Here is a 26,825-nt window from a genome sequence, read left to right as displayed (position 1 = left end):
ATGACGTAAAATGGTATTACTTCACCAATCCATGAGCGAGATTCATCATCATGCTGGAGCGGATTCACCTCAGCATCGTGCAGCAGGTCGAGCTGCAGGGCTCGCTCACCGCTGCTGCCGGCGTGCTCAACCTGACCCAGTCGGCGCTCAGCCACAGCATGAAGAAGCTGGAGCAGCAGCTGGGTACCGATGTCTGGCTGCGCGAAGGCCGAAGCCTGCGGCTGACCCAGGCCGGGCAATATCTGCTGGCAGTCGCCAACCGGGTGCTGCCACAGCTGGACCTGGCCGAGGAGCGGCTGGGCCAGTTCGCACAGGGCGAGCGTGGCGCGCTGCGCATCGGCATGGAATGCCATCCCTGCTACCAGTGGCTGCTGAAGATCGTCTCGCCGTATCTGGCCGCGTGGCCGGATGTGGACGTGGACGTCAAGCAGAAGTTCCAGTTCGGCGGTATCGGCGCGCTGTTCGGCTACGAGATCGACCTGCTGGTCACCCCCGACCCGCTGCTGAAGCCGGGCCTGAAGTTCATCCCGGTGTTCGACTACGAGCAGGTGCTGGTGGTGGCCAGCAACCACGCCCTGGCCAAGGTGAACCACGTAAAGCCGCGCCAGCTCAGCCAGGAAGTGCTGATCAGCTACCCGGTGCCGTTCGAGCGCCTGGACATCTACAACCAGTTCCTGCTGCCGGCCGGCATCACGCCGCGGCGCCACAAGGCCATCGAAACCACCGACATCATGATGCAGATGGTGGCCAGCGGCCGCGGCGTGGCCGCCATGCCGCGCTGGCTGGTTGAGGAGTACGCCGCGCGCATGGACGTGGTGCCGGTGCGCCTGGGCGCCAAGGGCATTCCCAAGCAGATCTATCTGGGTGCGCGCGAGGCCGATACCGGCATCGACTACCTGCAGGCCTTCATCGAACTGGCCCGTAACAGCTCGCCGCTTGCCGGCAATGTGGGCGGAGCGCGTTGATGCCTGCAGGCCTGTCACTGCGGGCGGACGCCTTCATCAACGCCTTTTCACTGGAAGTCAGTGCGAAGGCCATGCCCGCGCTGTGCGCCGAGGCGGATCGGATCCCGTGCGGTACCGTCATCTCCATTCCCTGGCTGGCCAGCGAGGATGACGACGCCCGACTGGCCGCCGCGCGCACGGTGCGCGCGCTCGGATTCGAGCCGATGCCGCATCTGTCTGCGCGGCGCGTCGGGTCACGCGCAGCGCTTGAACGCTTTCTGCAGCGTGCCGCCAGCGAAGCCAGGGTCGCGCGTTGCCTGCTGATCGCGGGCGACTTGGCCACGCCTGTCGGACCGTTTGCCGACAGTGCTTCGATCATCCAGACCGGTGTTCTGGAGCAATCCGGCATCAAGGTCGTTGCTATCGGCGGGCACCCGGAAGGGCATCCTGTAATGAGCAGTGACGAACGCTGGCAGGCGCTGGAGGGAAAATGCCAGGCCATCGAAGCACGTGGCATGGCCCCCTTGGTCGTCACCCAGTTCGCCTTCGATGCCGATACCGTGCTGGCCTGGCTGGATGCACTGCGCGCGCGTGGCATCACGGCTCCGGTGCTGGTCGGGGTTCCGGGGCCGGCAAGCATCCCCCGGCTGATGCGCTACGCCGCGATGTGCGGCGTGGGCGCCAGTGCATCGATGTTGGCCCGGTATGGCATCTCGATCGGCCGGCTGCTGGGAACGGCGGGGCCGGAGGTGTTCGTTGACCGCCTGGTGAAGGGGCTGACCAGCGCCCATGGCCCGGTCAGCCCGCACTTCTTCCCGTTCGGCGGTGTTGCGCCGTCGCTGGAGTGGATGGCGCAGTACCGGCGGCGCATTTCCGGCACCGGTGGTTGAATCGCCTCAGCCCGGCAGGTCGCACTTCATCCTGCCGTCCACGTAGTACGGCTTGGGTACGTTCGGGTTCGGGCTGGTCTTCTCGAAGACCACCTCGAACGAGGCAGCATCGGGCGAGCCCTTGCGCTCGGTACACGCGTCCTGCAGTTTCTTCTTGACCGCAGTGATACCGGCATCGCGGTTGGCGCCCTCGGCGCTGTTGGTCAGATTCACGGTCTCGGCCGAGGCCAGCGGGCTCAGCGCGAGCAGGCCGCCGGCCAGCATCAGTGCGTGCAGCTTGGTCATGGTTTTTACCTCGCAGGTCTCCAATGAGGCCCCAGCATAGGGCCGGGCCGTTAACGGCATGTGCCCGGCCGGGTGAGGGCAGGGCGGGCGCGCCTCGGCGTAACCCGCGATGGCTGACAGCTGTCACTGGCTGCAACCCGGGCGGAAGCGAATAGTGAGCGCCAAGGCGAGGGAACCTCGCCACCACTCACCAAGGGGACCGCTCATGAGCATGCTTCAGCACCTCGCCTCGCAGACGCCGATCTGGGTCTGGCTGCTCCTGGCCTTCCTGGTCACCCGTGGCATCGCCGCCATGAAGCCGGCCGAGACCTCGCTGCAGAAGCTGGCGATCGTACCCGCCTTGTTCGCCGTCTGGGGTGCGTGGTCGGTCAGTCATCGCTTCGGCGCGTCGCTGAGCGCCTGGAGCGAATGGCTGGCCGGCATCGCCACGGGCGCCGCGCTTGCCTGGCTGCTGCTGAATCGGTTGAAGCTGACGCTGGACCGCAGTACCGGCAAGCTCTGGCGCAACGCGGATTTCAGCCTGCTGCCGCTGCTGTTGATCACTTTCCTGGTGAAGTACGGGTTCGAAGTCGCATTTGCGGTGTCGCCGTCGCTGTCCGCCAATGCTGGTTTCAATGCCGCCTACCTGCTGCTGGCAGGCGGATTCACCGGCATCTTCGTCGGCAAGTACGGCCGATACCTGGCCTCGCTGCGGATGGATGCGGCAGGCAAGGGGCTGGAAACCGCAGGCTGATTGAACTGGTAGTGCCGGCCGCTGGCCGGCTTCCCCATGCAGGGTTGTGCGGGGCTGACGCAGGCGTCACGATGCCCACCACTGGCCACCACCGGAAACGCTGACGTCATGAAGACCACATCCTGGTTCTGGATCAACGTGGCCAGTCACTTCAGCATTGTCGCCGCCCTGGCCTGGCTGCCCGCACGGTGGACGGGCCAGCTTGTAGAGGGTTTGGCCGGCACTCAGCCGGCTATTGGCGATGCCCAGCATGTGGCCCTCGTTGGTTCCATTTTTGGCTTCTGCGTGACCGCACTGATCTTCATGGGGGCGCTGACAGTCACCGGCGAACTCCTGGGTTTCTCCAGGCCCTATGCGCGGCGGCCGGAGGCCCAGAACGAAGCGCAGGTCGTCCACCGGAAGGTGCTGCTGACTGCATTCGCCACGCTCTCATGGGGGGCCGTGGGATCGCTTGCAGGTATTGCGTCGATCTTCGCGGCTTCGTCATGAAGGGCGGCCCTGCCAGCGTCTGGCGCGCCGGAACGCATAGGCGCGTGAACCGCGCAGTTGCTCACGCCTCCCCGCGCCACTGGCTCATCAGCATCTGCAGGAATCGCTCCGCCGTGGGCGAGAGCAGGGCGCCGCGGCGGCGGACGATGCCGATCGTGCGTGACACCACCGGGTTGCCGATCGCGCGTGTCACCAGGGTGGCGTGATCCCCGTCCGGCGTGGCCATCTTTGGCAGCACCGACACGCCGATGCCCGCCTCGACCATGCCCAGTGACGTCGACAGGTGGGTCACTTCATAGTGCCAGCTCAACTTGAGGTTCTCGCGCGCCAGCGCGCCGTCCAGCAGCGTGCGGTTGCCGCTGGTGCGATGCACGGTGATCAGCTGGTGCTCGGCCAGATCAGCCCATTCCACCTTGCGCTTGCGGGCCAGCGGATGATCGCGTCGGCAGGCGAGGACGAAGGGGTCCTCAGCCAGTACGTCGAAGTCGAGATTCGGATCGTTGGCGCCCATGAAGTTGATGCCGAACTCGACTTCGCCACGTTCCACTGCCTGCAGACCCTCCGTCGCCGGGATATCCAGGATGCGGAAGCGCACGTTCGGGTGCGCTTCGTGGAAACGCGCCATCACGCTGGGCAGGAAGTAGAACGCCGCCGTCGGCAGGCAGGCGATGGTCACGGTAGCGCCGCGGGTGTCTTCGCGGCCGCGCAGCGAGAACAGTGATCCATCGAATTCCTCCAGCATGCGGCGCACCAGCGGCAGCAGGTTCTCGCCGACAGCGGTGGTACTGACGCTGCGCGTGGTGCGCTCCAGCAGCGGCGACCCCACCGCCTGCTCCAGTTTCTGGATGCGGCGGCTGAGTGCCGGCTGGGAGACGTGCAGGATTTCCGCGGCGCGATGGAAGCTGCGGGTCTCCGAGACCAGCAGGAAGGCGCGTAGATCCAGGATTTCGCAATTGATGCTCATGGGGTATCAATCATCCAAAAATCAGCAATTCACAGATCAATTGGGGCCATGCCAGTATCGAATCACAGAGGGGTCATTCATCCCCTATACGCATCAATCTAGCACACGTATGTCCAACGATCTGCTCAGCATTCCCTGCGTCCTCATGCGCGGCGGCACCTCCAAAGGCCCGTTCTTCCTGGCCAGCGACCTTCCGATGGACATCGCTGAACGCGATCGCCTGCTGCTGGAAGTGATGGGCTCGGGCCATCCGTTGCAGATCGACGGCATCGGCGGTGGCAACGCGCTGACCAGCAAGGTGGCGATCATCGACCGCTCCAGCCGTCCGGACGCCGATGTCGACTACCTGTTCGCCCAGGTACGGGTAGAGCAGCAGGTGGTGGATACCTCGCCGAACTGCGGCAACATGCTGGCGGCCGTAGGCCCGTATGCCATCGAGCGTGGGCTGGTGCAGGCGCAGGATCCGCAGACCGAGGTGCGCATCCACAACGTCAACACCGGCAAGCTGATCATCGCCACGGTGGAAACGCCCGGCGGCAACGTGGTGTACCGAGGTGACACGCGAATTGCCGGCGCGCCGGGCTCGGCCTCGCCGGTCAGGCTCGCTTTCCTTGATGCGGCAGGCGCCCGCACCGGCAAGCTGCTGCCCAGCGGCCACGCGCAGGAGACCATCGATGGTGTGCCGGTCAGCCTGGTGGACTGCGCTATGCCGATGATGCTGGTGCGTGCCGAGGACCTGGGCGTGCACGGCGATACCCCGCCCGCCGAACTGAACGCGGACGCGGTATTCATGCGCCGGCTGGAAGCGCTGCGCATCGAGGCGGGCGCCCGCATGGGCATCGCCGACGCCGGCAACAAGGTCATCCCCAAGCCGGTGTTGCTGTCGGCGCCGCAACATGGGGGCGATCTGCAGGTGCGCTATTTCATGCCACACCAATGCCACACCGCGCTGGCCATTACCGGCGCGGTCGGCCTGGCCACCGCCGCCGTTACGCCGGGCACGCTGGCCCACACTTTGGTCGGATGCCTGTCCGTTCCCGGCAGCATTACCCTCGAACATCCGAGCGGGGCCCTGGAGGTGGGCCTCAGTCGCAGCTCGCAGGACGCGCCGGTCGTTGCCAGCGTCGTGCGCACCGCACGCCGGCTGTTCGAAGGACGCGTGTTTGCCACCACGCCAGCACTTGCCGTGGCCGGTTCCACCCAAGCCCGCCAATGGACGTCAGCGGCATGATCTGAACCCGGACGGGCCGGCGCAGGTGCGCATGCCCGCCATTACAACGTAGATGCTTCACTCCTGGGAGGGATGATGTACAAGCAGTTCTTGATGGCCGCGCTGTGCGCGGCTGGTCTGGCCGCGGCCGGATGCAGCAACAGCGGGCGCACCGAAGGCGCATCCGCCGTCGGTGGTGACAATGCACCGGTACGCATCAGCGTCGGCTCCTACAACCTCAACAACCTGCCGTTCTTCATCGCCGACGCCAAGGGGTACTTCAAGGACGTCGGCCTGCAGGTGAAGACCGAGAACTTCGCCCAGGGCGGCTCCAAGGTATTGCAGGCGCTGGTGGCCAATTCCACCGACGTGGCCGTCGGCTTCTACGACCACACCATCCAGATGCAGGCCAAGGGCAAGGACGTGGTGGCCTTCGTGCTGCTCTCGCGCAACTCCGGCCTGGTGATGGCCGGCCGCGAGGATGCCAGCTTCGATCCGGCACGGCCGGAAACCATCAAGGGCCAGAAGGTCGGGATCACCGCGCCGGGCTCATCGTCGGACTTCTTCGTCCGTCACTTCCTCGCTCAGCACGATATCCCCGTCGACAGTGTCTCGCTGATCGGCGTCGGCTCGGGCGCCGCTGCGGTGGCCGCGCTGGAGCAGGGCAAGATCGACCTGCTGGTCAACTACGACCCGGCCGCCACCCTGATCACCGAGCGCAAGGTCGGCAGGATCCTCCTCGACGCGCGCAGCGATGACGGCGCCCGCCAGGTCTATGGCGGCCTGTACCCGACCTCGGTGATGTACGCCAACCAGAGCTTCCTGGACAAGCGCCCCGAAGCGGCCGAGAAGATCGCCCGCGCCGAACAGATGGCGTTGAAGTTCATCGCCGACAACAGTGCTGAAGACATCGTTGCGGCGCTGCCGGACAGCTACGTTTCTGGCGACCGCGCCACCTATGCGCGCGCGGTGGAGAACGCCCGCGCGATATTCACCCGCGACGGTCATTTCACGCCGGCTGATCTGGAAACGCCGTTGAAGGTGCTGCGCGAGTTCAATACGGATGTGGCCAAGGCCGACATCGATCTGTCCCGCACCTACACCAATGCCTTCGTCGAGCGTGCCAACGCTGCGGCGCCGGCTGCCCAACCGTAAGCGGAGGTAACCCCATGGCCCTCAATGCCACCGTGCGCCAGTTCAATGGTGCACCGCAGCTGGAGCCTGCACAGACCATGGTCGCCATCAAAAAGGTGACCATGTCCTTCGGCGAATTCACCGCCGTCCGTGATGTCGACATCCAGGTGGGGGACGGCGAGTTCCTTGCCATCGTCGGGCCGACCGGCTGCGGCAAGAGCACCATCCTCAATTCCGTGGCGGGCCTGCTGAAGCCGTCGTCCGGCCAGGTCAGCATCGATGGCCGCGCCGTCAGCGGCGTCCAGAAGTCGGTCGGCTACCTGTTCCAGCAGGACGCGCTGCTGCCGTGGAAGACGGCTTACCAGAACGTTGAGCTCGGCCTGCGCTTCCGTGGTGTGCCCGAAGCCGAACGCAAGGCCAAGGCCAACGCGTGGCTGGCCAAGGTCGGCCTGGCCGGTTTCGAGCACCGCTATCCGCACCAGTTGTCCGGTGGCCAGCGCAAGCGCGTGCAGATGGCGCAGGCGCTGATCGTCGAGCCGAAGGTGATCCTGATGGACGAACCTTTCTCGGCGCTGGACATCCACACCCGGCACCTGATGCAGAACGAACTGCTGCGCCTGTGGCAGGAGGACCGGCGCTCGGTGATCCTGATCACCCACGACCTGGAAGAAGCCATCGCCCTGGGGGACCGCGTGGTGGTGCTGTCCTCCGGCCCAGCCAGCCGTGTCGTGCGCAGCTTCGACGTGGATCTGGAGCGTCCGCGCAATGTGGCCGAGATCAAGCTGGATGACCGTTTCACCGACCTGTACCGCGACATCTGGGCCTGCCTGCGCGGCGAAGTGGAGAAGAGCTATGCACGCCAAGACTGACAAGTTCATCCAGCTGGCCCTGGTAGTCGCCGTGTTCGGCGGCTGGGAAGGCGGCATCGCGCTGGGCGTGATCGATCCGTTCTTCTTCCCCTCGCCAACGGCGATCGTGCAGCAGGCCTGGACCTGGCTGTCCGATACGTCGTTCTACCAGCACGTCTACATCACCCTGACCGAAACCGCGCTGGGCTACATCATCGGCACCGGCCTGGGCGTGGCCGGCGGTGTCTGGTTGGGCCTGAGCCGCCGCTCGGCGCGCATCCTCGATCCCTTCATCAAAGGCTTCAACGCAATTCCGCGCGTGGTGCTGGCCCCGATTTTCGTGTTGTGGCTGGGGCTGGGCCTGTGGTCGAAGGTGGCGCTGGCGGTCACCCTGGTGTTCTTCACCACGTTCTTCAATGCCATGCAGGGCGTACGCGAGGTGAATCCGGTGGTACTGGCCAATGCCCGCATCCTGGGCGCAAGCCGCAGCGACCTGCTACGCCATGTCTACTTCCCGGCAGCAGCCAGCTGGATCCTGTCCTCGCTGCGCACCTCGGTGGGCTTCGCCGTGGTCGGCGCGATCATCGGTGAGTACCTCGGCGCCTCGGCGGGCCTGGGCTACCTGATCGCGCAGGCAGAAGGCAACTTCAACGCCGTCGGTGTGTTTGCCGGCATCATCATCCTGGCCGCCTTCGTGCTGGTCATCGACGCGCTGCTGGACGTGGTCGAGAACAAGCTGATCACCTGGCGTCCCAACGCCCAGGCCCAGGCCACCAGCTGACCGGGCCGGGCTGAGCCCGCCTGCCGCGCCGCCGGGACGATCCGGCGGCGCGCGCTTCCTCCCCCGATCTTCCCCCGCACCACCGCAACAGGCCAGCGCCGGGCCAGGGGGCCGGCTGGCCGGAGAGAGAGTCCATGAACCATTCCACCGTGCTGCCACCGGCAGCGCTGTCGGTCGCGCTCGGCCTGCTGTTGGCCAGTGGCCATGCTGGCGCCCAGTCCACGTCTTCGCTGCCCGCGCCGCTGAGCCAGGCTGAGCTGTCACGCCTGGTGCAGCAGCAGGCGCTGCAGATCCAGCAGTTGGAGGCGCGCCTGCGTGCCGTGGAGGGCGGGCACAGCACCGCCGGTGCGGCGGCCGCAACGCAGCCCCCCGCGCTGGACACCCGCGTCACCGCACTGGAATCCAGCCAGGCCAAGGCGCCCAAGGTCACCTGGTCCAAGGGCGCACCGGAGTTCAGCAGTGCCGACGGCACCGTGGCGTTCCGTCCGCGCGGACGCCTGTTCGTCGACGCATCCAGCACCGATGGATCGTCAGTGAGTGACCGCAACATCTCCGGTACCGAGATCCGCTCGGTGCGGCTGGGCGCCGAAGGCCGCTACGGCATCCTCGGCTGGGCGGTGGAAGGTGACTTCGCCGACAACGCGGTGGCGTGGAAGTCGGTCTACGCCACCGTGGACCACCGCCTGTTCGGGCTGCCGGCCGACCTGACCGTGGGCAACCGCCTCAACGACCGGGGTATCGACGGCTCCAGCAGCACGTCCAACACGCCGTTCCAGGACCGCAACGTGGTCGGCACGCTGATGCTGCCGCAGCGTGGCCTGTTCGGTGTCGGCCTGACCGAGCGCGTGTACGGCAAGGACTGGCATGCCAGCCTGTCGGTGGCCGGCAACGATCTCAACAACGCCGGCACCGACAACGACAGCCAGACCTGGGCCACGCGCGTGCACTGGAACCCGGTGGCCAACGACGCAGTCACGGTGCACCTGGGGGCCTGGGCCTTCCACGAGGAGATCGCCGCAGGCGCCAGCGGCGTCGTCCGCAGTTCGGCCATCGCCGGGCACTTCAACGACCTGGTCAAGATCGCGCCGGGCACACTGCTGGGCGCCGAGCGCAGCACGTCCTATGGCGCGGAACTGGCAGGCTTCTTCGGGCCGGCCTGGGCGACCGGCGAATGGGGTACGCGCAACCTTCGCGGGGCCGACGCCAGCGGGCGCTACGATCTGGACCACCAGGCCTGGGCGATTTCGGCGGGCTGGTTCCTGGCCGGTGCAAGGCCGGCCTATTCGGGCAGGGCCGGCACCTGGGGCCGGGTGAAGGTGGCTGACCCGGTCACCCGCGGCGGCGCCGGGGCATGGGAACTGAAGGGGCGCTACGAGGACGTGGACTATGCCGAGCTGCCCAGTGGCGGTACCGGCCACGCGTGGACGCTGGGTGCGAACTGGTATCTCAACGACTTCAGCCGCGTGATGTTCGAGGCGATCCGTTGGCAGACCCGCAACCGCAGCGGCACCGGCCAGGGCAGGGATGAAGGCACCACCTTCAACACCCGCCTGCAGGTGGCCTTCTAGAAGCGCATGCCGCTCGCGCGCCGATCAGAGCAGCAGCAATGCTCCGATCAACGCCGGCGGCATCACCAGCGCGCCGACGCGCAGGAAGTCGAGCGCGCTGACATGCTCGCCCTCGCGGCGCAGCGCCACCAGCCACAGCATCGTCGCCAGCGAACCGGTGACCGACAGGTTGGGTCCCAGATCCACGCCGACCAGCAATGCGGCACGGGTCTGCGCCGGCAGGTCGGCCATCTGCCCCAGCGAACCGGCGGCCAGGCCGACCGGCAGATTGTTGGCCACGTTGCTCAGCAGCGCAGCCGCGCCACCGGCCAGCCAGCTGGCCTGGCGGGGAGACGCCTGCGCCACGGCCTGCAGCGCGCTGGCCGCGCTCTGGATGACGCCGGTCTGCGCCACCGCTTCCACCAGCACGAACAGTCCCGCCACCAGCGGCAGCACGCCCCAGGACACGTGTCGCAGCAGTGGCAGCGGGCTGCGCCGCTGGCGGATCGCCACCACTGCCACACTCAGCGTGCCCGCGCAGAACGTGGTCAGGCCCAATGGCCCGTTCAAGGCGGACGTGACCAGCAACACGGTGCCGGTGAACAGCACGCCCAGTGCGCTCAGCCGGCCGCCGTCGGTCAACGGGCGATGCGCCGGCGCGGCCACCAGCGGCTGGGCGATCTCGCGCCGGTGCACCCAGCGCAGGACCAGATAGGTGGCACCGATCGCCGCCGCCGACGGCAGCGCGAACTGCGCCAGCCACCTCGGCAGCGGCGGCATGTGCTGGCCGTACACCACCAGGTTGGCCGGATTGGAAATGGGCAGCACGAAGCTGGCCGCATTGGCGATGAAGGCACAGACGAACAGGTAGGGCAGGGGATTGGCGCGCGCCGCCTTGCAGGCGGCGTAGACCGCCGGCGTCAGCACTACGGCCGTTGCATCGTTGGACAGGAACACCGTCACCAGCGTGCCGACCAGGAACACCAGGTCGAACAGGCGTCGCCCGGATCCGCCCGCATGCCGCACCGCGTACAACGCCAGCCAATCGAACAGGCCTTCGCGCCGCGCCAGTTCGGCCAGCACCATCATGCCGACCAGGAACAGGTAGACGTCGCGGCCTTCGGCCACCGCGCCCCATGCGGTGTGCAGCGACACCGCGCCCAGCAACGGCAACAGGGCGGCAGCGCCCAGCGCCCACACATATTCGGGGATGCGGAAAGGACGGAACAGCAGGCCGAGGGTGGCAACGGCGACGGCTGCCCAGATCAGGAGGGGGGCTTGGGAGGCAAGCATGGAGTGGGGCTTCAGCGGCACCTGCAGCGACCCCGGCGCAGGGGGGCCTGGCGCGCGCGATCAGCGGATGGGCGGCCGCTGCAATCATCGCAGGTTCCGGGTCGCCGCATCATACCGTGCGGCGCGGCATGGCGACCGCGCGGACGACCGCGTTGCAGGTGGGCCGGGGGCGGCGCCCAGCCCGCGTCCAGCACGCAAGCGCGCCATGACTTCAGGTACTGCAGAGTGACTACACATGTAGTCAAACTGCACGCACACTCATTGGACGAGATTGCGATGCCAGGATCCTGCTGGTTGTCCTGCGCCCTGGCCCTGGTGTTCGGCATCGCCGGGCCCAGCCAAGCGGCGACGCGTGCCGAAGCCCTTGCCGCGATCGAGCGCAACGCGCGCGCCGCGCATTCCGATGCGGTCCTGGTGATGCACGACCGGGAGACGCCGCTTGAGCTGAAGCCCGCCGCCGGAGCCAGATCTCCGCGCGCGGCCTGAAGCTCGCCGATCTCTACGACATCACACGGGGACCGGTCGTCGGCTTTGCCGCCAACGGCTACCTGGGCCAATACCTGATGATCGTCCCGGAACAGCGGGTGGTCGCCGTGCGTCTGGTCCACCGGCGCGAGACCCACAGCGCTCCACAGGACGACTATCCCTCCTTCTTTGCCGATGTCCTGCAGTTGGCGCGGACACTGCGATAGGCCCTGTCGCCATCATGTCCACGCGCGCTGAACATCTTCCTGGAGCGTTCTTCACTGGCGTGCCGCCTAAAGTGGGATGACATCTTGGCCGCACACCAACTTAGGCATGTTTGATTATCAGGACTGGACCTTCCACGCCAATGGCCGAACGGTAGTTGCGCGGGTAGCGCTGGACGGCGACGGTGGCGGCACCATCAACCGCTACCAGCTGGTGCCGGGGCCGGCGCAGTCGGGGCTGTGCATCAAGGTCGCCTCCCAGGACGAGGCCGTGCAGAAACTGGAGGCCGAAGTGACCAAGCTGCTCGGGCCGGAGTGGTAGCCACGACGCCATGCCGGGCAGGGATCCGCATGGTGACGTCGGGATGACCGGCCCCGGGCAACGGGCATCGCGCCGGATGCCCGTTGCGTGAGGCCGCTTACTTGGGCATCAGCACGGTGTCGACCACGTGGATGACGCCGTTGGACTGGCCGACATCTGCAATGCTGATGCCTGCCTTTCCACCCTTTGCGTCGATGACCCAGAGCTTGCCATCGTGGAGCGCCACGGTGAGAGGCTCACCCTGCACGGTCTTCAGGGTGGCCTTGCCGCCGTGCTTGCGGGCATCGGCCAGAAGCTGGGCCGAACTGTAGCTGCCCGGGACGACGTGGTAGGTCAGGATCCGGGTCAGCTGTGCCTTGTTTTCAGGCTTCACCAGTGTATCGACAGTGCCTGCAGGCAGCTTTTCGAAGGCCGCATTGGTGGGCGCGAAAACAGTGAAGGGCCCGGCCCCGTTGAGGGTGTCGACCAGGCCGGCTGCTTTGACCGCTGCAACCAGCGTGGTGTGATCCTTGGAATTGACGGCGTTCTCGACGATGGTCCTGGTGGGGTACATTTCTGCCCCGCCCACGATGACGGTGTTGGCGGCGAAAACCGAGGAGCCGGACGAAACGAGTACGGCGAAGCCGACTGCGGCGGCGATGCGCTGAAGAGCGTTCACGGTGCGTTCCTTTCTGGATGACCCGCAAGTGCGGGCATCTTTCCTACGTCGGGTGAGCGTGACCGGATGCAGCAACGGCCGAGTCATTGGCGCGCTGCCGGTTTTGCTGCGCTGCATGGTGACAACGGCGAACCTCGGTGATTACTCTCCGCTGCAACGCGATGGTAGCGCTACCAGTCGGACGGGGATCCAGGGTCCGGGAGGCTGCCTTCTTTGCCGCGTGTTTGTCCTGGCAGGCTTGAAAAGCAAGTGTAAGTCGCGGCGTGCCCGAGCACCCGTGCTGTTCGGTTTGGAATGCGGGCCACGCCCGTGCGTGCCCCTGGGAGGGGGCGGTACATCCATTCGATCGTATGTCAGAGGGGACTTTCATGAGCACCTGCAGTTTCCGTGGCACCCCGGGCCCGAGGTCCGGTTCATGAGCCGCGCGTTGGCGAAGTTCCGGTCCCGGGCCATGTTCACCTTCGTAGGTGGTGCCCTGGTCATCAATCCCGCCTTTGCGCAGGACGCCGCACCGGCGACCGGGCCGCAGCCGCAGAGCCAGTCGCAACCCACCCAGCTTGATGCAGTGCAGGTCACGGGCATACGCAACAGCCTGAGCCAGGCCATGGACATCAAGCGCGACTCGGCGGGCGTGGTCGACGCGATCAGTGCCGAGGACATCGGCAAGTTCCCCGATACCAATCTTGCCGAGTCGTTGCAGCGCATCACCGGCATCTCCATCGAGCGCCGTGACGGCGAGGGTGCGCAGGTGACCGCGCGTGGCTTCGGCCCCCAGTTCAACATGGTCACGCTCAACGGTCGGCAGATGCCGGGTGCCGATGCATTCGGTGCCTCTGGACAGGTCGCCATCGGCGGTGTCGACGGCGGCACCCGCGCCTTCAATTTCGCGCAGCTGGCCGCCGAGGCCATCAATGGTATCGAGGTCTACAAGACCAGCCAGGCGCAGGTGCCCAGCGGTGGCATCGGTGCGACGATCAACATCCTGACCTCGCGTCCGCTCGATCACGCCGGCATCGTGGCCAGCGCCGGGGCGAAGCTGGTGTCCGACCAGAGCCAGCCGTTCGACAATGACCTGACACCGGAGCTGTCGGGCATCTTCAGTTACAGCAATCCGGAAAAGACCTTTGGCGTCAGCCTCAGCGCGAGCCAGCAGAAGCGCAAGGGTGGCTCGGTACAGGCCACGGAGAACTACTGGAACGTGCAGCCGTGGACAGGGTCGATGCCGGGCAACCCGACCGTGGTCAATGCTCCGGCCGTCGGCCAGCTTTACGCGAGGCCCAATGACCTGCGCTACGCGTTCTCCGAATTCGAGCGCGAACGCGTCAACGGCCAGGCCGTGCTGCAGTTCGCACCGACGGACAGCCTGACCCTGACCGTGGATTACACCTACTCGACCAACGAGATCACCGAGAATCGCGGCGAGCAGGGCATGTGGTTGCAGAACAGCAACTACACCAACGTCGAGTTCGACACCAGTGGCGCCGTCGCGACGCCGGTCTACATCCGTGAAATCGCCGGCACCAAGGATTTCGGCCTGGAACAGCAGCGCAGCATGCAGGAATACAAGCTGGGCTCGCTGGGCTTCAACGCCGTCTGGAATGTCAGCGACCGCTTCAAGCTCAGCTTCGATGCGCACAACTCGAAGAACGAGAGCCGCCCGAATGACCCGCTCACCGGCGGTGGTTCGATCTTCATGAGCATCGCCGGCACCAACAACTGTACCCGTGGCCCGCATTGCGGTGGCTCCTGGGTGCAGGAGCTGAACTTCAACAATGGCCTGCCGGTTGGCACCCAGGTCTGGTATCCCAGCACCGCCGATGCGGTCGCCGGGACCAATGGCGTGGTCAACCCGGGCTTCCAGGAAGGCGAGGTTGGCACGCAGGTGCTGCGCGTCAACGCGCAGACCCAGATCAGCGAGATCAAGCAGGCCCGCGTCGATGGCGAATGGAACTTCGACCACGGGCGCTTCCAGTTCGGCGTGGACACCAACAAGTCCACCACCCACCGCATCCAGGCCGCCGAGGCCTACTCGACCCTGGGCGACTGGGGCGTGGCCAACGTGGACCGGGATACCGCCGCAGGCCTGATGGACCTGCTGCAGCCGGTCAGCATCGTCGGCCTGTTCGACGACTACAGTGCCAACAGCTGGCCCGCCTGGCGCGGCAATGCCGGGCAGCTCGCGCAATGGGCATCGCGCGAGTACGGCGTCGGCCTGGGTGTGAACCCGCAACGCGCGGCCGACAACTTCGTGGAAGAGAAGACCAAGGCGGCGTACTTCCAGGTGGAGCTGGACGGGGAGCTGGGTGGCATGCGCACCAACACCCGCCTGGGCGTGCGCTATGAAACCACTGACGTGGTGTCGACCTCGGTCATTGCCGTCCCCGAGTCCATCGAGTGGCAGGCCAACAACGATTTCCGCATCGTGCTGTCCGATGAGCAGCAGCCCTTCACAGAGAAGGCGCGGTACAGCTACATCCTGCCCAACCTTGATTTCAGCATCGACCTCACCGAGGAGCTGAAGGGACGTGTTTCGTTCGGCAAGAGCATCGCCCGCGCGCCGTACGGCAATCTCTATGCGGGACCCGGGGCCCAGCAGCCGTTCGGCTCGGTGCTGATCGATCCCTCGTCGCGCGCCAGCGGCAACTCGCAGAACCCGAGCCTGAAGCCGCTGGAATCGGACAACCTCGACCTGGGGCTGGAGTGGTACTTCGCCGATGCCAGCTATGTGTCATTGACCTACTGGAACAAGTCGGTCAGCAACTTCATCGGCAACACCGTCGTCCAGGAAAGCCTGTACGGCCTCACCGACCCGACCTCCGGGCCGGATGCGCGGGCGGCGTTGGACTTCCTGACCAGCGGCGCCTGCGTCGCCCAGGTCGGGCCGGCCAATGCGGCCGCCTGCTCGGCCAACGACACCTCGCTGTTCACCGCGCTGGCATTGCTGCGCAACAATCCTGCCGGCCTCGGCGCCTACAACGGCACTGATGCGCAGGTGCTGGCCACCGAAGCGGCCTACGATCTGTATGGGCAGCCCAACGATCCGCTGTACCAGTTCAACGTCAATCGCCCGATCAACCAGAACAAATCCAAGCTGCATGGCTGGGAGCTGGGCGGCCAGTACTTCTTCGGTGACACCGGCTTCGGCGTGCTGGCCAACTACACCGTGGTCAAAGGCGATGTCGGCTACAACAATGGCGGCGATCCGGGCATCGACCAGTTCTCGCTCACCGGCCTGAGCGACACCGCCAACGCCATGCTGATGTACGAGAAGTACGGGTGGTCTGTGCGCCTGGCATGGAACTGGCGCGACCAGTACCTGATCCTGGCCAACCAGGGCTCCAGCCGCAATCCGTACTATGTGGAGCCGTACGAGCAGTGGGATCTCAGCGTCAACTACGCGCTGGATGACCACTGGTCCTTCAGCCTGGAGGCGATCAACCTGACCGGCGAGGATGTGCGGTGGCGCTCGCGCACGTCGCAGATGATCGTCAAGCTGGCAGACCAGAGCCCGCGCTACATGCTGGGCGTCCGCTACAAGTTCTGAGCCCGGTTGCCGACGCGTCCGGCACGGCACCGCTGCCCGCCAGCGGTGCCGTGCCGGGACGGTGTCGCCGCACCTGTCGCGCCTGCGCTACGCTGCCGGCCAGCCACCCCGCACTGGACTGGATACCCTGATGGCCCGCTACGAAATGCTCAACAACATCGCGCATCGGGACCTGAAGGTCGCCACCGGATTCGGGCCGCAGTTCGGCGATGCCGTGGGCATGGTGCCGGCCTATCCCAGCGAGTTCGCCGAACTGCAGCGTGAGTATCCGATCTTCCTGCGCAGGGAAAGCGGGACGGAAGCGTGGCAGTCCGTGGCCCTGCTGGGTTTCGAACAACACGAGAACCTGTTCCTGCAGGACGGGCGCTGGAATGCTACCTACCTGCCAGGCGCGGCGGCCAAAGGGCCGTTCCTGATCGGCTTCCAGGAGCACTACGTGGATGGCCTGCTCACCCAGGATGCGGTGATGCACGTGGACCTGGACCATCCGCGCGTCATCGACGGTGGCGGGGAGCCGGTGTTCCTGCCGCAGGGCGGCAACACCCCTTACCTGGACCACATCGCCAGCGTGCTGCGCGGCATCCACGAGGGCAGTGCCTTCGCGGCCGGGATGTTCACGATGCTCGACGACTGCGGCCTCATCCAGCCGGTCACGCTCGACGTGCAGATCGCGCCGCACCACCGGGTGAGCGTGAGCGGATTGCATGGCATCGACCGCGAGCGCCTGGCGGCGCTGGACAGTTCGCGACTGGCTGCGTTGAACCGCGCCGGTTACCTGGAAGGTGCGTACCTGATGCTTGCCTCGCTGCATAACATGCGCCGCCTGATCGCCGAGAAGCAGCGCCGTCTCCGCGTCCAGGACTGCACCGCGCAGGCGGCCAGGAACTGACCGGTGTACGCCCGCCTGCCGATGCGGATCCTGGAAGGCATCGATCCTGCCGCCCTGCCATTGGCTGCCCTGGTGGAGGCCGGTGAGCCGGTCGTACTGCGCGGCATCGCCACCGATTGGCCACTGGTCCAGGCCGGGCTGAGCGGGGTGCAGGACGCAATGGCGTACCTGTGCAGCGTCGATGCGGGTGCGCCTATCCAGTACTCGTTCGGCGGCGCCGAGATCGGGGGGCGCCCGTTCTACAGCGCGGACTTCACCCGGTTGAATTTCGAAGTGCGGCGCGGCGGGCTGGCCCGGGTGCTGGAAGAGATCGCCGCGACGCTGCATGCACCGCAACCGCCAACCTACTACGTGGCCTCGCTGCCGATCGCGCGGGCACTGCTGCCGGCATTCGCGCAGGCCAACGACGCCGGTCTGGCGAAGCAGGGCATCGACGCCACCGCCAGCATCTGGATCGGCAACCGGGTGACGGCCTCGTGCCATTTCGACACACCCGACAACCTCGCCTGCTGCGCGGTGGGGCAGCGCGAGTTCACCCTGTTCCCGCCCGACCAGATCGACAATCTGTATCCGGGCCCGCTCGATCCCACGCCGGGGGGACAGGTGGTCAGCGTGGTGGACTTCGAACAGCCCGACTTCGATCGGCATCCACGTTTCCGCGAGGCGCTGGCGCAGGCGCGCCGCGCGGTGCTTGGGCCCGGCGATGCGATCTTCATTCCCAGCATGTGGTGGCACCATGTACGCAGCCTGGAACCGTTCAACGTGCTGGTGAACTACTGGTGGCGAAGCTCGCCGGCCTGGCTGGGATCCGCGCTGGCGGCGCTGCACCACGCGATGTGGTCCGTGCGTGATCTGCCGGCGCGCGAAAAGCAGGCCTGGGAAGGGCTCTTCCGCTACTACGCCTTCGGCCCTGGCGAGCGCGCGGGGCAGCACCTGCCTGACGCCGCTCGCGGGGATCTGGCACCGTTCGACGAGCAGCGCGCCCGCCGCATGCGCGCGATGCTGCTGGGCAGGCTCAACCGTTGAGAGAGGGCACCATGTTGGATACCCAGAGCACGCCTTCAGGGCGCATCCGCAAGGTGGTCATTGCCGGTGGCGGTACGGCGGGTTGGCTGGCCGGCTGCGCGCTTGCGCACCAGTTCCGTGACCAGCTGCAGATCACGCTGGTCGAGTCCGAGCAGATCGGCACGGTCGGTGTCGGTGAGTCCACTGTGCCGCCGATCCGCACCTTCCACCGCTTCCTGCAGATCGACGAGCAGGAGTTCCTGCGCGCGGTGGCAGGCACCTTCAAGCTGTCGATCTCGTTCGAGAACTGGCGCCTGCCGGGCGATCGCTTCTTCCATCCGTTCGGCACCATCGGCCATGGCACCTGGGCGGCCCCCTTCCATCACTTCTGGCTGGACAGCCTGCGCCGCGGCATGCCCTCGGACCTGGGCGACTTCTGCCTGGAGAGCATCGCCTCGCGTGGCGACCGCTTCTCGCTGCACACCCAGCCGCAGGCCAGCTATGCGTATCACTTCGATGCCGGGCTGTATGCGCGGTTCCTGCGCGGCAGGGCCGAGGCCCACGGCCTGCGCCGGATCGAAGGCCGGATCGCCCAGGTCAGGCAGCACGCGCACGACGGTTCGGTGCAGGCGCTGGTGCTGGACGACGGCCAGGTGATCGAGGGCGATCTGTTCATCGACTGCACCGGCTTCCGCGGCCTGCTGATCGAGCAGGCACTGGGCACCGGCTACGAGGACTGGCACGAATGGCTGCCGTGCGACCGGGCCGTGGCGGTGCAGACCGAAGCGGTGGCGCCGCCGGTGCCCTATACCCGGGCGATCGCCCACGAGGCGGGGTGGCGCTGGCACATCGCGCTGCAGCACCGCGTTGGCTGCGGGCTGGTGTATGACAGCCGCCATCTGTCCGATGACGAGGCCGCCGCGAAACTGCTGCGCGATGCCGGGGCTCCACCCTTGCGCGATCCATGGAAGGTGCCGTTCCGCAGTGGACGCCGGCTGAAGGCCTGGAACAGGAACGTGGTGTCGCTCGGGCTGGCCAGCGGCTTCATCGAACCGCTGGAGTCGACCAGCATCCATCTGACGATCAGCGCGGTAGTGCGCCTGATCCAGCTGTTCCCGTTCGACGGCATCAGTGCGTCGCTGGTGCAGCTGTACAACGATGTCAGCCGCCAGGAAATGGAGCATGTGCGCGACTTCATCATCCTGCACTACCACGCCACGCAGCGCAGCGAACCGATGTGGAAGGCCTGTCGCGAGATGCGCGTGCCGGAGTCGCTGCAGCAGCGGCTGCAGGCGTGGCGCGAGCGTGCGCATGCGTGGCAGGACCCCGGCGAGCTGTTCCGCGTCGAATCCTGGACCAGCGTGCTGCTCGGGCAGGGCATCGCGCCCGGTCCTGCGCACCCGCTGGCGCGGGCCGTGAGTGATGTCGATCTGCGCACCTTGTTGAAGGGCATCCAACGGCCTGTGCAGCAGGCCGCCGCGCAGATGCCGGCGCAGGCGGAGTTCATCGCGCAGTACTGCAGGTCGGGCGTGGACGTGTGGCGTTCGACGGCAGCAAGCGCGTAGCAGGGTTTTGCGTTGCAGCACGCTTTTTCCGCTGCAGCTGGTTACAGTGCGGCAACACCGCGGGCGATGACGCGCGCGGTGGCAACGAGGGGGCCGGACACCACGCCCCCTTTTTGAGTCCACGGAATGTTAGCGCTACCTTTTTGTTGATCGGAGGCGGTTTCGATGGGTCTGGTTGCAGGGATCGATGCAGGGACGCAGAGCCTGAAGGTGCTGGTCTATGACCCGCGGAAGCAGGCGGTGGTGGCCTCGGCCAGCGCGCCGCTCGCGCTGGACAGCGGTGCCGATGGCAGCCGTGAACAGGCGCCGGCCGACTGGGTGTCGGCCCTGCGCGACTGCTTTGCCCGGATCGATCCCTCGCTGCGCGCGCGCATCGTCGCACTGGCGGTATCGGGCCAGCAGCATGGGTTCGTGCCAGTTGACGATGCTGGCGAGGTCCTGGCACCGGCCAAGCTGTGGTGCGACACCAGCACCTCGGCCGAATGCATCCAGATCATGGACGCCGTGGGCGGGTTCCAACGAACCATCGCGCTGGCGGGCAACCCGATCCTGGCCGGCTACACGGCCTCCAAGCTGCCCTGGACCCGGATCCACCGTGCCGACGCCTATGCGCGGCTGGCGACCATCCTGCTGCCACACGACTACCTGAATTTCGTGTTGACCGGGCAGCGGTTCTGCGAGCTTGGCGACGCGTCCGGAACCGGCTGGCTGGACGTGCGCACGCGCACCTGGTCGCAGGAACTGCTGCGCGCCACCGATCCTGATCGTGATCTTGCTGCCTGCCTGCCGCCGATCGCTGCGCCCGATGCCCTGTTCGATATCGCGCCGGAGGCCGCGGCCGCGCTCGGGCTTGCAGCGGCGGTGAAGGTGGCCGTTGGTGGCGGCGACAACATGATGGCGGCGATCGGCACCGGCTGCGTCACGGAAGGGCGGCTGGCGATGAGCCTGGGAACCTCCGGAACGCTGTTTGCGTATTCCGGCTCGCCGGTGATCGATCCGGATGGCGCGTGGGCGGCGTTCTGCTCGTCCACGGGGGGCTGGCTGCCGCTGATCTGCACCATGAACTGCACCGTTGCCACCGAACGCGTGGCCAGCGCCTTCGGTTTCAGCACCCGCGACGGTGACGCGCATCTTCGCGCAACGCCGCCGGGGGCAGGGGGCCTGGTGATGCTGCCGTTCCTCAATGGCGAACGTACCCCTGACCTGCCGCTCGGCAAGGGGGTGCTGGCGGGCCTGGATATCGCCAATTTCACCCCGGCGCATCTCTACCGCGCCGCCATGGAGGGCGCGACCTACAGCCTGAAGTACGGCTACGACGCCTTCATCCGCGCGGGCATGCAGTTCGATCGCATCGTGCTCACCGGCGGCGGCAGCAACAGCGCTGCCTGGCGTCAGCTGGTGGCCGATGTATTCGGCCTGCCGGTGGAGGTCCCGGTGCAGGCCGAGGGTGCGGCGTTTGGAGCGGCGCTGCAGGCGTTGTGGGCGCTCGCCCGATCGCAGGGCAACGCCACTTCGATCAGCGACATCACCGCACGGCACGTCACCGTCGATCCCGCGCTGTCCGCGCGCCCGGATCCGGATCGCAGCGATGCCTATGCACGGGCCTACGCACGCTTCCTCAGTCATCTTGATGCCATCACGCCGCTGCAGCGCGGCTGATGGCTCCTCCACAACACCCCGTACAACGACAGGAGCACGCACCATGAGCACGCAGCCCTTCATCGGCGCCAAGGAATACTTCCCCGGCGTCGGCCGCATCCCGTTCGAGGGCAAGGGCTCGGACAATCCGCTTGCCTTCAAGGTCTACGATGCCAGCCGGGTCATTGGTGGCAAGACCATGCAGGAGCATCTGCGCTTCGCCGTGTGCTACTGGCACACCTTCTGCAATGCCGGGCACGATCCGTTCGGCCCCGGCACCCGGCAGTTCCCGTGGGAGGCATCGTCGCCGCTGGCCACGGCAGAAGCAAAGGTGGACGCGGCGTTCGAGTTCTTCACCAAGCTGGGCGTGCCGTACTGGTGCTTCCACGATATCGACCTGGCGCCGGATGCCGACGACATCGGCCAGTACCAGAAGAACCTCTCGCATATGGTGGGCCTGGCCAAGGCACGCCAGGAGGCCACCGGCGTCAAGCTGCTGTGGGGCACGGCCAACCTGTTCTCGCACCCGCGCTACATGAACGGCGCATCGACCAATCCCGACTTCGCGTTGGTCGCGCGTGCAGCCGTGCAGGTCAAGGCCGCCCTGGAGGCCACGGTCGAACTCGGTGGCGAGCACTACGTGTTCTGGGGCGGGCGCGAAGGCTATGCGTCGCTGGCCAATACCCAGATGAAGCGGGAGATCGAGCATTTCGCGCGCTTCCTGACCATGGCACGCGACTATGGCCGCAGCATCGGGCTGAAGGGCAACTTCCTGATCGAGCCCAAGCCGATGGAGCCGATGAAGCACCAGTACGACTTCGACAGTGCCACGGTGGTGGGCTTCCTGAAGGAAAACGGGCTGGACAAGGACTTCAAGCTCAACATCGAGGCCAACCACGCCACGTTGTCCGGCCATACCTTCGAGCACGACCTGCAGGTCGCGTCCGATCATGGCCTGCTCGGCAGCATCGATGCCAACCGCGGCAACGCACAGAACGGCTGGGACACCGACCAGTTCCCCAGCGATCTGTACGACACCGTGGGCGCAATGCTGGTCGTGCTGCGCCAGGGCGGCCTGGAGGGCGGGTTGAACTTCGATGCGAAGGTGCGCCGTGAGTCGACCGACCTGGAGGATCTGTTCATTGCCCATATCGGCGGCATGGATGCGTTCGCACGCGGGCTGGAGGTTGCCCATGCACTGCTGACCGAGTCGCCGTGGGAACAATGGCGTGCGCAACGCTACGCCAGCTTCGATTCCGGCGCCGGCCAGGATTTCGAGCGTGGCACGCTCAGCCTGCCGGACCTGGCGGCACTGGCCGCCCGCCTCGGCGAACCGCGCCAGGCCAGCGGCAAGCAGGAGCGTTACGAAAACCTGCTCAACCAGTACCTGCTGCGCTGAGCGCGGCAACGGTGCATTCAAGGGGACGGGGATGAACCAGGCAGCAGGCAGCGGTGAGAACACGCGGCTGATCGTACTGATCAGCGTGGTGGCGACGATTGGCGGTTTTCTGTTCGGCTTCGACAGCGGCGTGATCAATGGCACCCAGGATGGCCTGCACCAGGCGTTCCGGTCCGGCGAGTGGATGCAGGGCTTCGAGATCGCGTCGATGCTGCTGGGCTGTGCGGTGGGCGCGTTCAGTGCAGGCCGGCTGGCCGACCGGCTCGGCCGTCGCAACGTACTGATCCTTTCGGCAGTGATGTTCCTGCTGTCGGCGCTCGGTGCCGGGGCGGCGGTCTCGTCGGGCTGGTTCATTGCGGCACGGGTGGTGGGCGGATTCGCGGTAGGCGCGGCCAGCGTGATCTCGCCGGCCTACATTGCCGAGGTCGCTCCGGCCCGTTACCGCGGCCGCCTGGCTACGGTGCAGCAGATCGCGATCATCACCGGGCTCACCGCCGCGTTCCTGTCCAACTACCTGCTGGCGGCTGCAGCGGGCGCGTCGACCGAACCGCTGTGGGGTGGGCAGGCCGCCTGGCGCTGGATGTTCTGGATGCAGGCCGCGCCATCACTGGTGTTCCTGCTGCTGTTGCTGACCATTCCGGAGAGCCCGCGCTACCTGGTGGTGAAACGGCGCAAGGACGACGCCCTGCGGGTACTGACCCGGCTGCTGGGCAGCGACAAGGCCAGGGCCACGCTCGAGGAGATCGATGCCTCGCTGTCCAACGACCATCATCGCCCGCGCCTGTCCGATCTGAAGAGCCGGGCGACCGGGCGGATCCGCCCGATTGTGTGGGTCGGCGTCGGGCTGGCCTGCTTCCAGCAGCTGGTCGGCATCAACGTGGTGTTCTACTACGGCGCCGTGCTGTGGCAGGCGGTCGGCTTTTCCGAGAACGACGCGCTGCTGATCAACGTGCTGTCCGGCGCGCTGAGCATCGGCGCCTGCGTGGTCACCGTGCTGCTGATCGACCGGATCGGCCGCAAGCCCTTGCTGTGGTTCGGCTCGGCCGGGATGTCGCTGTCGCTTGCTCTGGTGGTGGTGGCGTTTGCCAGCGGTTCGCTGGCCGACGGGCATCTACAGCTGCCCGGCCGCATGGGCACGCTGGCGCTGGTGGCGGCCAATGCCTACGTCGTGTTCTTCAATCTGTCCTGGGGGCCGGTGATGTGGGTGATGCTGGGCGAGATGTTCCCGAACCAGATCCGCGGTTCGGCACTGGCAGTCGCCGGCGCGGCGCAGTGGACCTCCAACTTCGTGGTCACGGTGACGTTCCCGATGCTGCTGGCCGCGGCAGGGCTGGCAGCCACCTACGGCATCTACCTGGTGGCTGCCGTGATCTCGGTGATCTTCGTCGTCCGACATGTGCACGAGACCAAGGGCAAGGAACTGGAGCAGATGGAAGGATGAGCGCCATGACATCGCAGACCTTCGTAATCCGCAGCGGCGCGCTGGTCGCCGCACTGATGCTGGGATTGCTCGGCTGCCGCGGCCAGGACCGGGCTGCCGCCGCCGCAGCCACCGACAAGGATCCCTGGCCGGAGGTCACTTGGCCGCTGGCTGCGGACCCGGCGCTGGAGAAGCGCATCACCGACCTGATGGCCGGCATGACGGTGGAGGACAAGGTCGGCCAGCTGGTGCAGGGCGACATCGCCAGCGTCACTCCAGATGATGTGCGCCGCTACCGGCTCGGCTCGATCCTGGCCGGGGGCAACTCCGATCCCGGTGGCCGCTATGACGCGTCGCCGGCCGAATGGCTGGCGCTGGCCGACGCCTTCTACGACGCCTCGATGGATACCTCGAAAGGCGGCAAGGCCATTCCGCTGCTGTTCGGCATCGATGCCGTGCACGGGCAGAGCAACATCATTGGCGCCACGTTGTTCCCCCACAATATCGGGCTGGGCGCCACGCGCGATCCGGAGCTGCTGCGGCAGATCGGTGGCATCACCGCGCTGGAGACCCGCGTCACCGGCATGGAATGGACGTTCGCGCCAACCGTTGCCGTACCCCAGGATGATCGCTGGGGACGCACCTACGAAGGCTACTCCGAATCGCCGGACGTGGTGGCCAGCTATGCCGCCGCCATGGTGGAGGGGCTGCAGGGCAGGGTGGGAACCCCGGAGTTCCTCGATGGCCGCCATGTGATCGCCTCGGTGAAGCACTTCCTGGGCGATGGCGGCACCACTGACGGTAAGGACCAGGGCGACACCCGCATCAGCGAGTCAGATCTGGTGCGCATCCACGCCGCCGGATATCCGCCGGCAATCGCCGCCGGCGCGCAGACCGCGATGGCGTCGTTCAACAGCGTCAACGGTGAAAAGATGCATGGGCACCGGCACTACCTCACCGATGTGCTCAAGGGCCGCATGAACTTCGGTGGCTTCGTGGTGGGTGACTGGAATGGTCATGGACAGGTCAAGGGCTGCACCACTACAGACTGCCCGGCCACGATCAACGCGGGCCTGGACATGGCGATGGCCTCGGACAGCTGGAAGGGTTTCTACGGGACGACGCTGGCTGCGGTGAAGGATGGGCGGATCACGCCGCAACGCCTGGACGATGCGGTGCGCCGGATCCTGCGGGTCAAGTTCCGCCTTGGGCTGTTCGAGGCCGGCAGGCCTTCCACGCGGGCCGTCGGCGGGCAGTTCGCACTGATCGGCGCGCCGGCACATCGCGCGGTTGCCCGGCAGGCCGTGCGCGAATCGCTGGTCCTGCTGAAGAACCAGAACGGCCTCCTGCCGCTGTCGCCGAAGCAGCGGATCCTCGTGGCCGGCGACGGTGCCGACGATGTCGGCAAGCAGGCCGGCGGCTGGACGCTCAACTGGCAGGGCACCGGCACCACCCGCAAGGACTTCCCCAATGCGGACACGATCTATGAGGGCATCGCGCGCCAGGCCAGCGCGGCGGGGGGTGAAGCCGTGCTTTCCGTCGACGGTCGCTACGCAGTGAAGCCCGATGTGGCGGTGGTGGTGTTTGGCGAGGACCCCTATGCCGAGTTCCAGGGAGACCGGCCGACGCTGGCCTACAAGCCCGGCAACGAAACGGACCTGGCGCTGCTCAAGCGGCTCAAGGCCGATGGCATACCGGTTGTCGCGGTCTTCCTGAGCGGGCGGCCGCTCTGGGTGAACCGGGAAATCAATGCCGCCGATGCCTTCGTGGCTGCGTGGCTGCCGGGTTCGGAAGGCGCCGGGATTGCCGATGTGCTGCTGCGCGGAAGCGATGGCCGCGTGCAGTACGATTTCAAGGGCAAGCTCAGTTTCAGCTGGCCGCGCACTGCCACCCAATACGCCAACAACGTCGGCCAGAAGGACTACGATCCATTGTTTGCGTTCGGCTTCGGCCTGACCTACGCCGACAACGGCGACCTGGACGCGCTGCCGGAGGCATCGGGCGTGACCGGCAACGAGGGCGCGACCGGCGTGTTCTTTGCGCGCGGTGACGCGGGTCCTGGCATGGCGCTGCGGCTCGAGGATGCTGCTGGCCAGGGCCTGAGCGTGACCCGCGTGCCGGATGCATTGCCCGATGATCGGCTGAAGATCACCGGCGTGGATCATCTGGCGCAGGAGGATGGGCGACGCCTGGCCTGGTCGGGCAATGGCGAAGCCGTCGCGGCACTGCAGTCGCACACGACGCTGGACCTGCAGCGCGAATCCAACGGCGACCTGATGCTGCTGACCACGCTGCGGGTGGACGCAGCCCCGAAGGGTGATGCGTGGCTGTCGGTCGGTTGCGGCGTGGGCTGCTCGGCGCGCATCGCCATCGGGCCGGCGCTGGCGGCGCTTCCACAGGGCCAGTGGAAGCGTGTCGGCGTGCCGCTGAAGTGCCTGGCCAAGGCGGGCGCCAAGCTGGACGCGATCGACCGACCGTGGTCGGTGGCGACGGGCGATGCGATGACGATCTCCGTGTCACGCGTCGCGCTGGGTGCGCTGAACGAAGCCGAGGTCACCCTCGGATGCGGAGCATGAGG

23 protein-coding genes and 1 pseudogene are annotated in these 26,825 nt (G+C 66.7%); 20 read left to right on the top strand and 4 right to left on the bottom strand.

The window, feature by feature from the left end:
- Positions 1-50: 50 nt before the first annotated feature.
- Complete coding sequence (locus tag AC5P5V_RS08635; protein ID WP_134967787.1) at positions 51-965, top strand: LysR family transcriptional regulator; 915 nt, start codon at positions 51-53, stop codon at positions 963-965.
- Positions 965-1,834, top strand: coding sequence for a methylenetetrahydrofolate reductase (locus AC5P5V_RS08630; protein WP_061478299.1), 870 nt, complete (start codon positions 965-967; stop codon positions 1,832-1,834). The genes AC5P5V_RS08635 and AC5P5V_RS08630 overlap by 1 nt, the downstream gene beginning before the upstream one ends.
- Before the next feature lie 6 nt (positions 1,835-1,840).
- On the opposite strand, the gene AC5P5V_RS08625 is transcribed toward AC5P5V_RS08630, so the two are convergent.
- Positions 1,841-2,119 (bottom strand): hypothetical protein, encoded by a 279-nt coding sequence (locus tag AC5P5V_RS08625; RefSeq protein ID WP_061478298.1) that lies wholly within the window; start codon positions 2,117-2,119, stop codon positions 1,841-1,843.
- A 205-nt stretch (positions 2,120-2,324) separates the two neighbouring features.
- On the opposite strand from AC5P5V_RS08625, the gene AC5P5V_RS08620 reads away from it, so the two are divergent.
- Entirely contained in the window at positions 2,325-2,852 is a 528-nt protein-coding gene (locus AC5P5V_RS08620) for a DUF6622 family protein (RefSeq protein WP_061478297.1), read from the top strand.
- 108 nt (positions 2,853-2,960) lie between these two features.
- A complete protein-coding gene (locus AC5P5V_RS08615; RefSeq protein ID WP_134967786.1) occupies positions 2,961-3,341 on the top strand; it encodes a hypothetical protein in 381 nt (126 codons plus the stop codon).
- 61 nt (positions 3,342-3,402) lie between these two features.
- Here AC5P5V_RS08615 and AC5P5V_RS08610 read toward each other — a convergent pair whose 3' ends face one another.
- A complete protein-coding gene (locus AC5P5V_RS08610) occupies positions 3,403-4,305 on the bottom strand; it encodes a LysR family transcriptional regulator (protein WP_134967785.1) in 903 nt (300 codons plus the stop codon).
- 109 nt (positions 4,306-4,414) lie between these two features.
- On the opposite strand from AC5P5V_RS08610, the gene AC5P5V_RS08605 reads away from it, so the two are divergent.
- The 5 genes from AC5P5V_RS08605 (at position 4,415) to AC5P5V_RS08585 (ending at position 9,846) form a co-directional block, all read left to right on the top strand.
- A complete protein-coding gene (locus tag AC5P5V_RS08605; protein WP_231352757.1) occupies positions 4,415-5,536 on the top strand; it encodes a 4-oxalomesaconate tautomerase in 1,122 nt (373 codons plus the stop codon).
- A gap of 75 nt (positions 5,537-5,611) precedes the next feature.
- Positions 5,612-6,670, top strand: a complete 1,059-nt coding sequence (locus AC5P5V_RS08600) for an ABC transporter substrate-binding protein (RefSeq protein WP_231352119.1) — start codon at positions 5,612-5,614, stop codon at positions 6,668-6,670.
- A gap of 14 nt (positions 6,671-6,684) precedes the next feature.
- Positions 6,685-7,518 carry an ABC transporter ATP-binding protein gene (locus tag AC5P5V_RS08595; protein WP_134967784.1) on the top strand — a complete coding sequence of 278 codons (834 nt, stop codon included), beginning with the start codon at positions 6,685-6,687 and terminating at the stop codon, positions 7,516-7,518.
- Positions 7,502-8,278: an ABC transporter permease gene (locus tag AC5P5V_RS08590; protein ID WP_005409726.1), complete on the top strand. Its 777-nt coding sequence runs from the start codon at positions 7,502-7,504 to the stop codon at positions 8,276-8,278. Before AC5P5V_RS08595 ends, AC5P5V_RS08590 begins: the two co-directional genes overlap by 17 nt.
- A 134-nt stretch (positions 8,279-8,412) precedes the next feature.
- Complete coding sequence (locus tag AC5P5V_RS08585; RefSeq protein WP_231352118.1) at positions 8,413-9,846, top strand: OprO/OprP family phosphate-selective porin; 1,434 nt, start codon at positions 8,413-8,415, stop codon at positions 9,844-9,846.
- A 24-nt stretch (positions 9,847-9,870) separates the two neighbouring features.
- Here AC5P5V_RS08585 and AC5P5V_RS08580 read toward each other — a convergent pair whose 3' ends face one another.
- A complete protein-coding gene (locus AC5P5V_RS08580; protein WP_231352117.1) occupies positions 9,871-11,118 on the bottom strand; it encodes an arsenic transporter in 1,248 nt (415 codons plus the stop codon).
- 294 nt (positions 11,119-11,412) lie between these two features.
- Between AC5P5V_RS08580 and AC5P5V_RS08575 the strand changes: the two genes are divergently transcribed.
- The 3 genes and pseudogenes from AC5P5V_RS08575 (at position 11,413) to AC5P5V_RS08565 (ending at position 12,129) form a co-directional block, all read left to right on the top strand.
- Positions 11,413-11,604, top strand: a complete 192-nt coding sequence (locus tag AC5P5V_RS08575) for a hypothetical protein (RefSeq protein ID WP_134968613.1) — start codon at positions 11,413-11,415, stop codon at positions 11,602-11,604.
- Positions 11,571-11,810, top strand: a pseudogene (locus AC5P5V_RS08570) (penicillin-binding protein); the annotation flags it as partial. The gene AC5P5V_RS08575 and the pseudogene AC5P5V_RS08570, both read left to right, overlap by 34 nt.
- Positions 11,811-11,916: 106 nt before the next feature.
- Entirely contained in the window at positions 11,917-12,129 is a 213-nt protein-coding gene (locus AC5P5V_RS08565) for a hypothetical protein (RefSeq protein ID WP_134968614.1), read from the top strand.
- Between the two features lie 97 nt (positions 12,130-12,226).
- Here the strand turns inward: AC5P5V_RS08565 and AC5P5V_RS08560 are convergent, their stop codons facing one another.
- Positions 12,227-12,787 carry a fasciclin domain-containing protein gene (locus AC5P5V_RS08560; protein ID WP_061478290.1) on the bottom strand — a complete coding sequence of 187 codons (561 nt, stop codon included), beginning with the start codon at positions 12,785-12,787 and terminating at the stop codon, positions 12,227-12,229.
- A gap of 415 nt (positions 12,788-13,202) precedes the next feature.
- On the opposite strand from AC5P5V_RS08560, the gene AC5P5V_RS08555 reads away from it, so the two are divergent.
- From AC5P5V_RS08555 to AC5P5V_RS08520, 8 genes are all read left to right on the top strand, one after another.
- Positions 13,203-16,331: a TonB-dependent receptor gene (locus tag AC5P5V_RS08555; RefSeq protein ID WP_188218361.1), complete on the top strand. Its 3,129-nt coding sequence runs from the start codon at positions 13,203-13,205 to the stop codon at positions 16,329-16,331.
- A gap of 130 nt (positions 16,332-16,461) precedes the next feature.
- Complete coding sequence (locus tag AC5P5V_RS08550) at positions 16,462-17,220, top strand: SapC family protein (RefSeq protein WP_134968615.1); 759 nt, start codon at positions 16,462-16,464, stop codon at positions 17,218-17,220.
- Positions 17,221-17,223: 3 nt separating this feature from the next.
- Positions 17,224-18,246 (top strand): cupin-like domain-containing protein, encoded by a 1,023-nt coding sequence (locus tag AC5P5V_RS08545; RefSeq protein WP_134968616.1) that lies wholly within the window; start codon positions 17,224-17,226, stop codon positions 18,244-18,246.
- 11 nt (positions 18,247-18,257) lie between these two features.
- A complete protein-coding gene (locus tag AC5P5V_RS08540) occupies positions 18,258-19,790 on the top strand; it encodes a tryptophan halogenase family protein (protein ID WP_231352116.1) in 1,533 nt (510 codons plus the stop codon).
- A 165-nt stretch (positions 19,791-19,955) separates the two neighbouring features.
- Complete coding sequence (xylB, locus tag AC5P5V_RS08535; RefSeq protein WP_235643209.1) at positions 19,956-21,449, top strand: xylulokinase; 1,494 nt, start codon at positions 19,956-19,958, stop codon at positions 21,447-21,449.
- Positions 21,450-21,492: 43 nt separating this feature from the next.
- Entirely contained in the window at positions 21,493-22,827 is a 1,335-nt protein-coding gene (gene xylA / locus AC5P5V_RS08530; protein ID WP_495215862.1) for a xylose isomerase, read from the top strand.
- A gap of 31 nt (positions 22,828-22,858) precedes the next feature.
- Positions 22,859-24,268, top strand: coding sequence for a sugar porter family MFS transporter (locus tag AC5P5V_RS08525; protein ID WP_134968618.1), 1,410 nt, complete (start codon positions 22,859-22,861; stop codon positions 24,266-24,268).
- Positions 24,265-26,823, top strand: a complete 2,559-nt coding sequence (locus AC5P5V_RS08520) for a glycoside hydrolase family 3 protein (protein ID WP_134968619.1) — start codon at positions 24,265-24,267, stop codon at positions 26,821-26,823. Before AC5P5V_RS08525 ends, AC5P5V_RS08520 begins: the two co-directional genes overlap by 4 nt.
- Positions 26,824-26,825 lie beyond the last annotated feature (2 nt).

This window comes from Stenotrophomonas sp. YJH_SMC_130 (genome assembly GCF_059369035.1).
This window is presented reverse-complemented; position numbering and strand designations above follow the sequence as displayed.

Coding starts and splice junctions, on each gene's coding strand:
- xylA (WP_495215862.1), top strand. CDS start 21,493: ATGAGCACGCAGCCCTTCATCGGCGCCAAGGAATACTTCCCCGGCGTC.
- AC5P5V_RS08555 (WP_188218361.1), top strand. CDS start 13,203: ATGAGCCGCGCGTTGGCGAAGTTCCGGTCCCGGGCCATGTTCACCTTC.
- AC5P5V_RS08550 (WP_134968615.1), top strand. CDS start 16,462: ATGGCCCGCTACGAAATGCTCAACAACATCGCGCATCGGGACCTGAAG.
- AC5P5V_RS08620 (WP_061478297.1), top strand. CDS start 2,325: ATGAGCATGCTTCAGCACCTCGCCTCGCAGACGCCGATCTGGGTCTGG.
- AC5P5V_RS08625 (WP_061478298.1), bottom strand. CDS start 2,119: ATGACCAAGCTGCACGCACTGATGCTGGCCGGCGGCCTGCTCGCGCTG.
- AC5P5V_RS08580 (WP_231352117.1), bottom strand. CDS start 11,118: ATGCTTGCCTCCCAAGCCCCCCTCCTGATCTGGGCAGCCGTCGCCGTT.
- AC5P5V_RS08605 (WP_231352757.1), top strand. CDS start 4,415: ATGTCCAACGATCTGCTCAGCATTCCCTGCGTCCTCATGCGCGGCGGC.
- AC5P5V_RS08540 (WP_231352116.1), top strand. CDS start 18,258: ATGTTGGATACCCAGAGCACGCCTTCAGGGCGCATCCGCAAGGTGGTC.
- AC5P5V_RS08565 (WP_134968614.1), top strand. CDS start 11,917: ATGTTTGATTATCAGGACTGGACCTTCCACGCCAATGGCCGAACGGTA.
- AC5P5V_RS08595 (WP_134967784.1), top strand. CDS start 6,685: ATGGCCCTCAATGCCACCGTGCGCCAGTTCAATGGTGCACCGCAGCTG.
- AC5P5V_RS08600 (WP_231352119.1), top strand. CDS start 5,612: ATGTACAAGCAGTTCTTGATGGCCGCGCTGTGCGCGGCTGGTCTGGCC.
- AC5P5V_RS08610 (WP_134967785.1), bottom strand. CDS start 4,305: ATGAGCATCAATTGCGAAATCCTGGATCTACGCGCCTTCCTGCTGGTC.
- AC5P5V_RS08590 (WP_005409726.1), top strand. CDS start 7,502: ATGCACGCCAAGACTGACAAGTTCATCCAGCTGGCCCTGGTAGTCGCC.
- AC5P5V_RS08635 (WP_134967787.1), top strand. CDS start 51: ATGCTGGAGCGGATTCACCTCAGCATCGTGCAGCAGGTCGAGCTGCAG.
- xylB (WP_235643209.1), top strand. CDS start 19,956: ATGGGTCTGGTTGCAGGGATCGATGCAGGGACGCAGAGCCTGAAGGTG.
- AC5P5V_RS08585 (WP_231352118.1), top strand. CDS start 8,413: ATGAACCATTCCACCGTGCTGCCACCGGCAGCGCTGTCGGTCGCGCTC.
- AC5P5V_RS08525 (WP_134968618.1), top strand. CDS start 22,859: ATGAACCAGGCAGCAGGCAGCGGTGAGAACACGCGGCTGATCGTACTG.
- AC5P5V_RS08520 (WP_134968619.1), top strand. CDS start 24,265: ATGAGCGCCATGACATCGCAGACCTTCGTAATCCGCAGCGGCGCGCTG.
- AC5P5V_RS08615 (WP_134967786.1), top strand. CDS start 2,961: ATGAAGACCACATCCTGGTTCTGGATCAACGTGGCCAGTCACTTCAGC.
- AC5P5V_RS08630 (WP_061478299.1), top strand. CDS start 965: ATGCCTGCAGGCCTGTCACTGCGGGCGGACGCCTTCATCAACGCCTTT.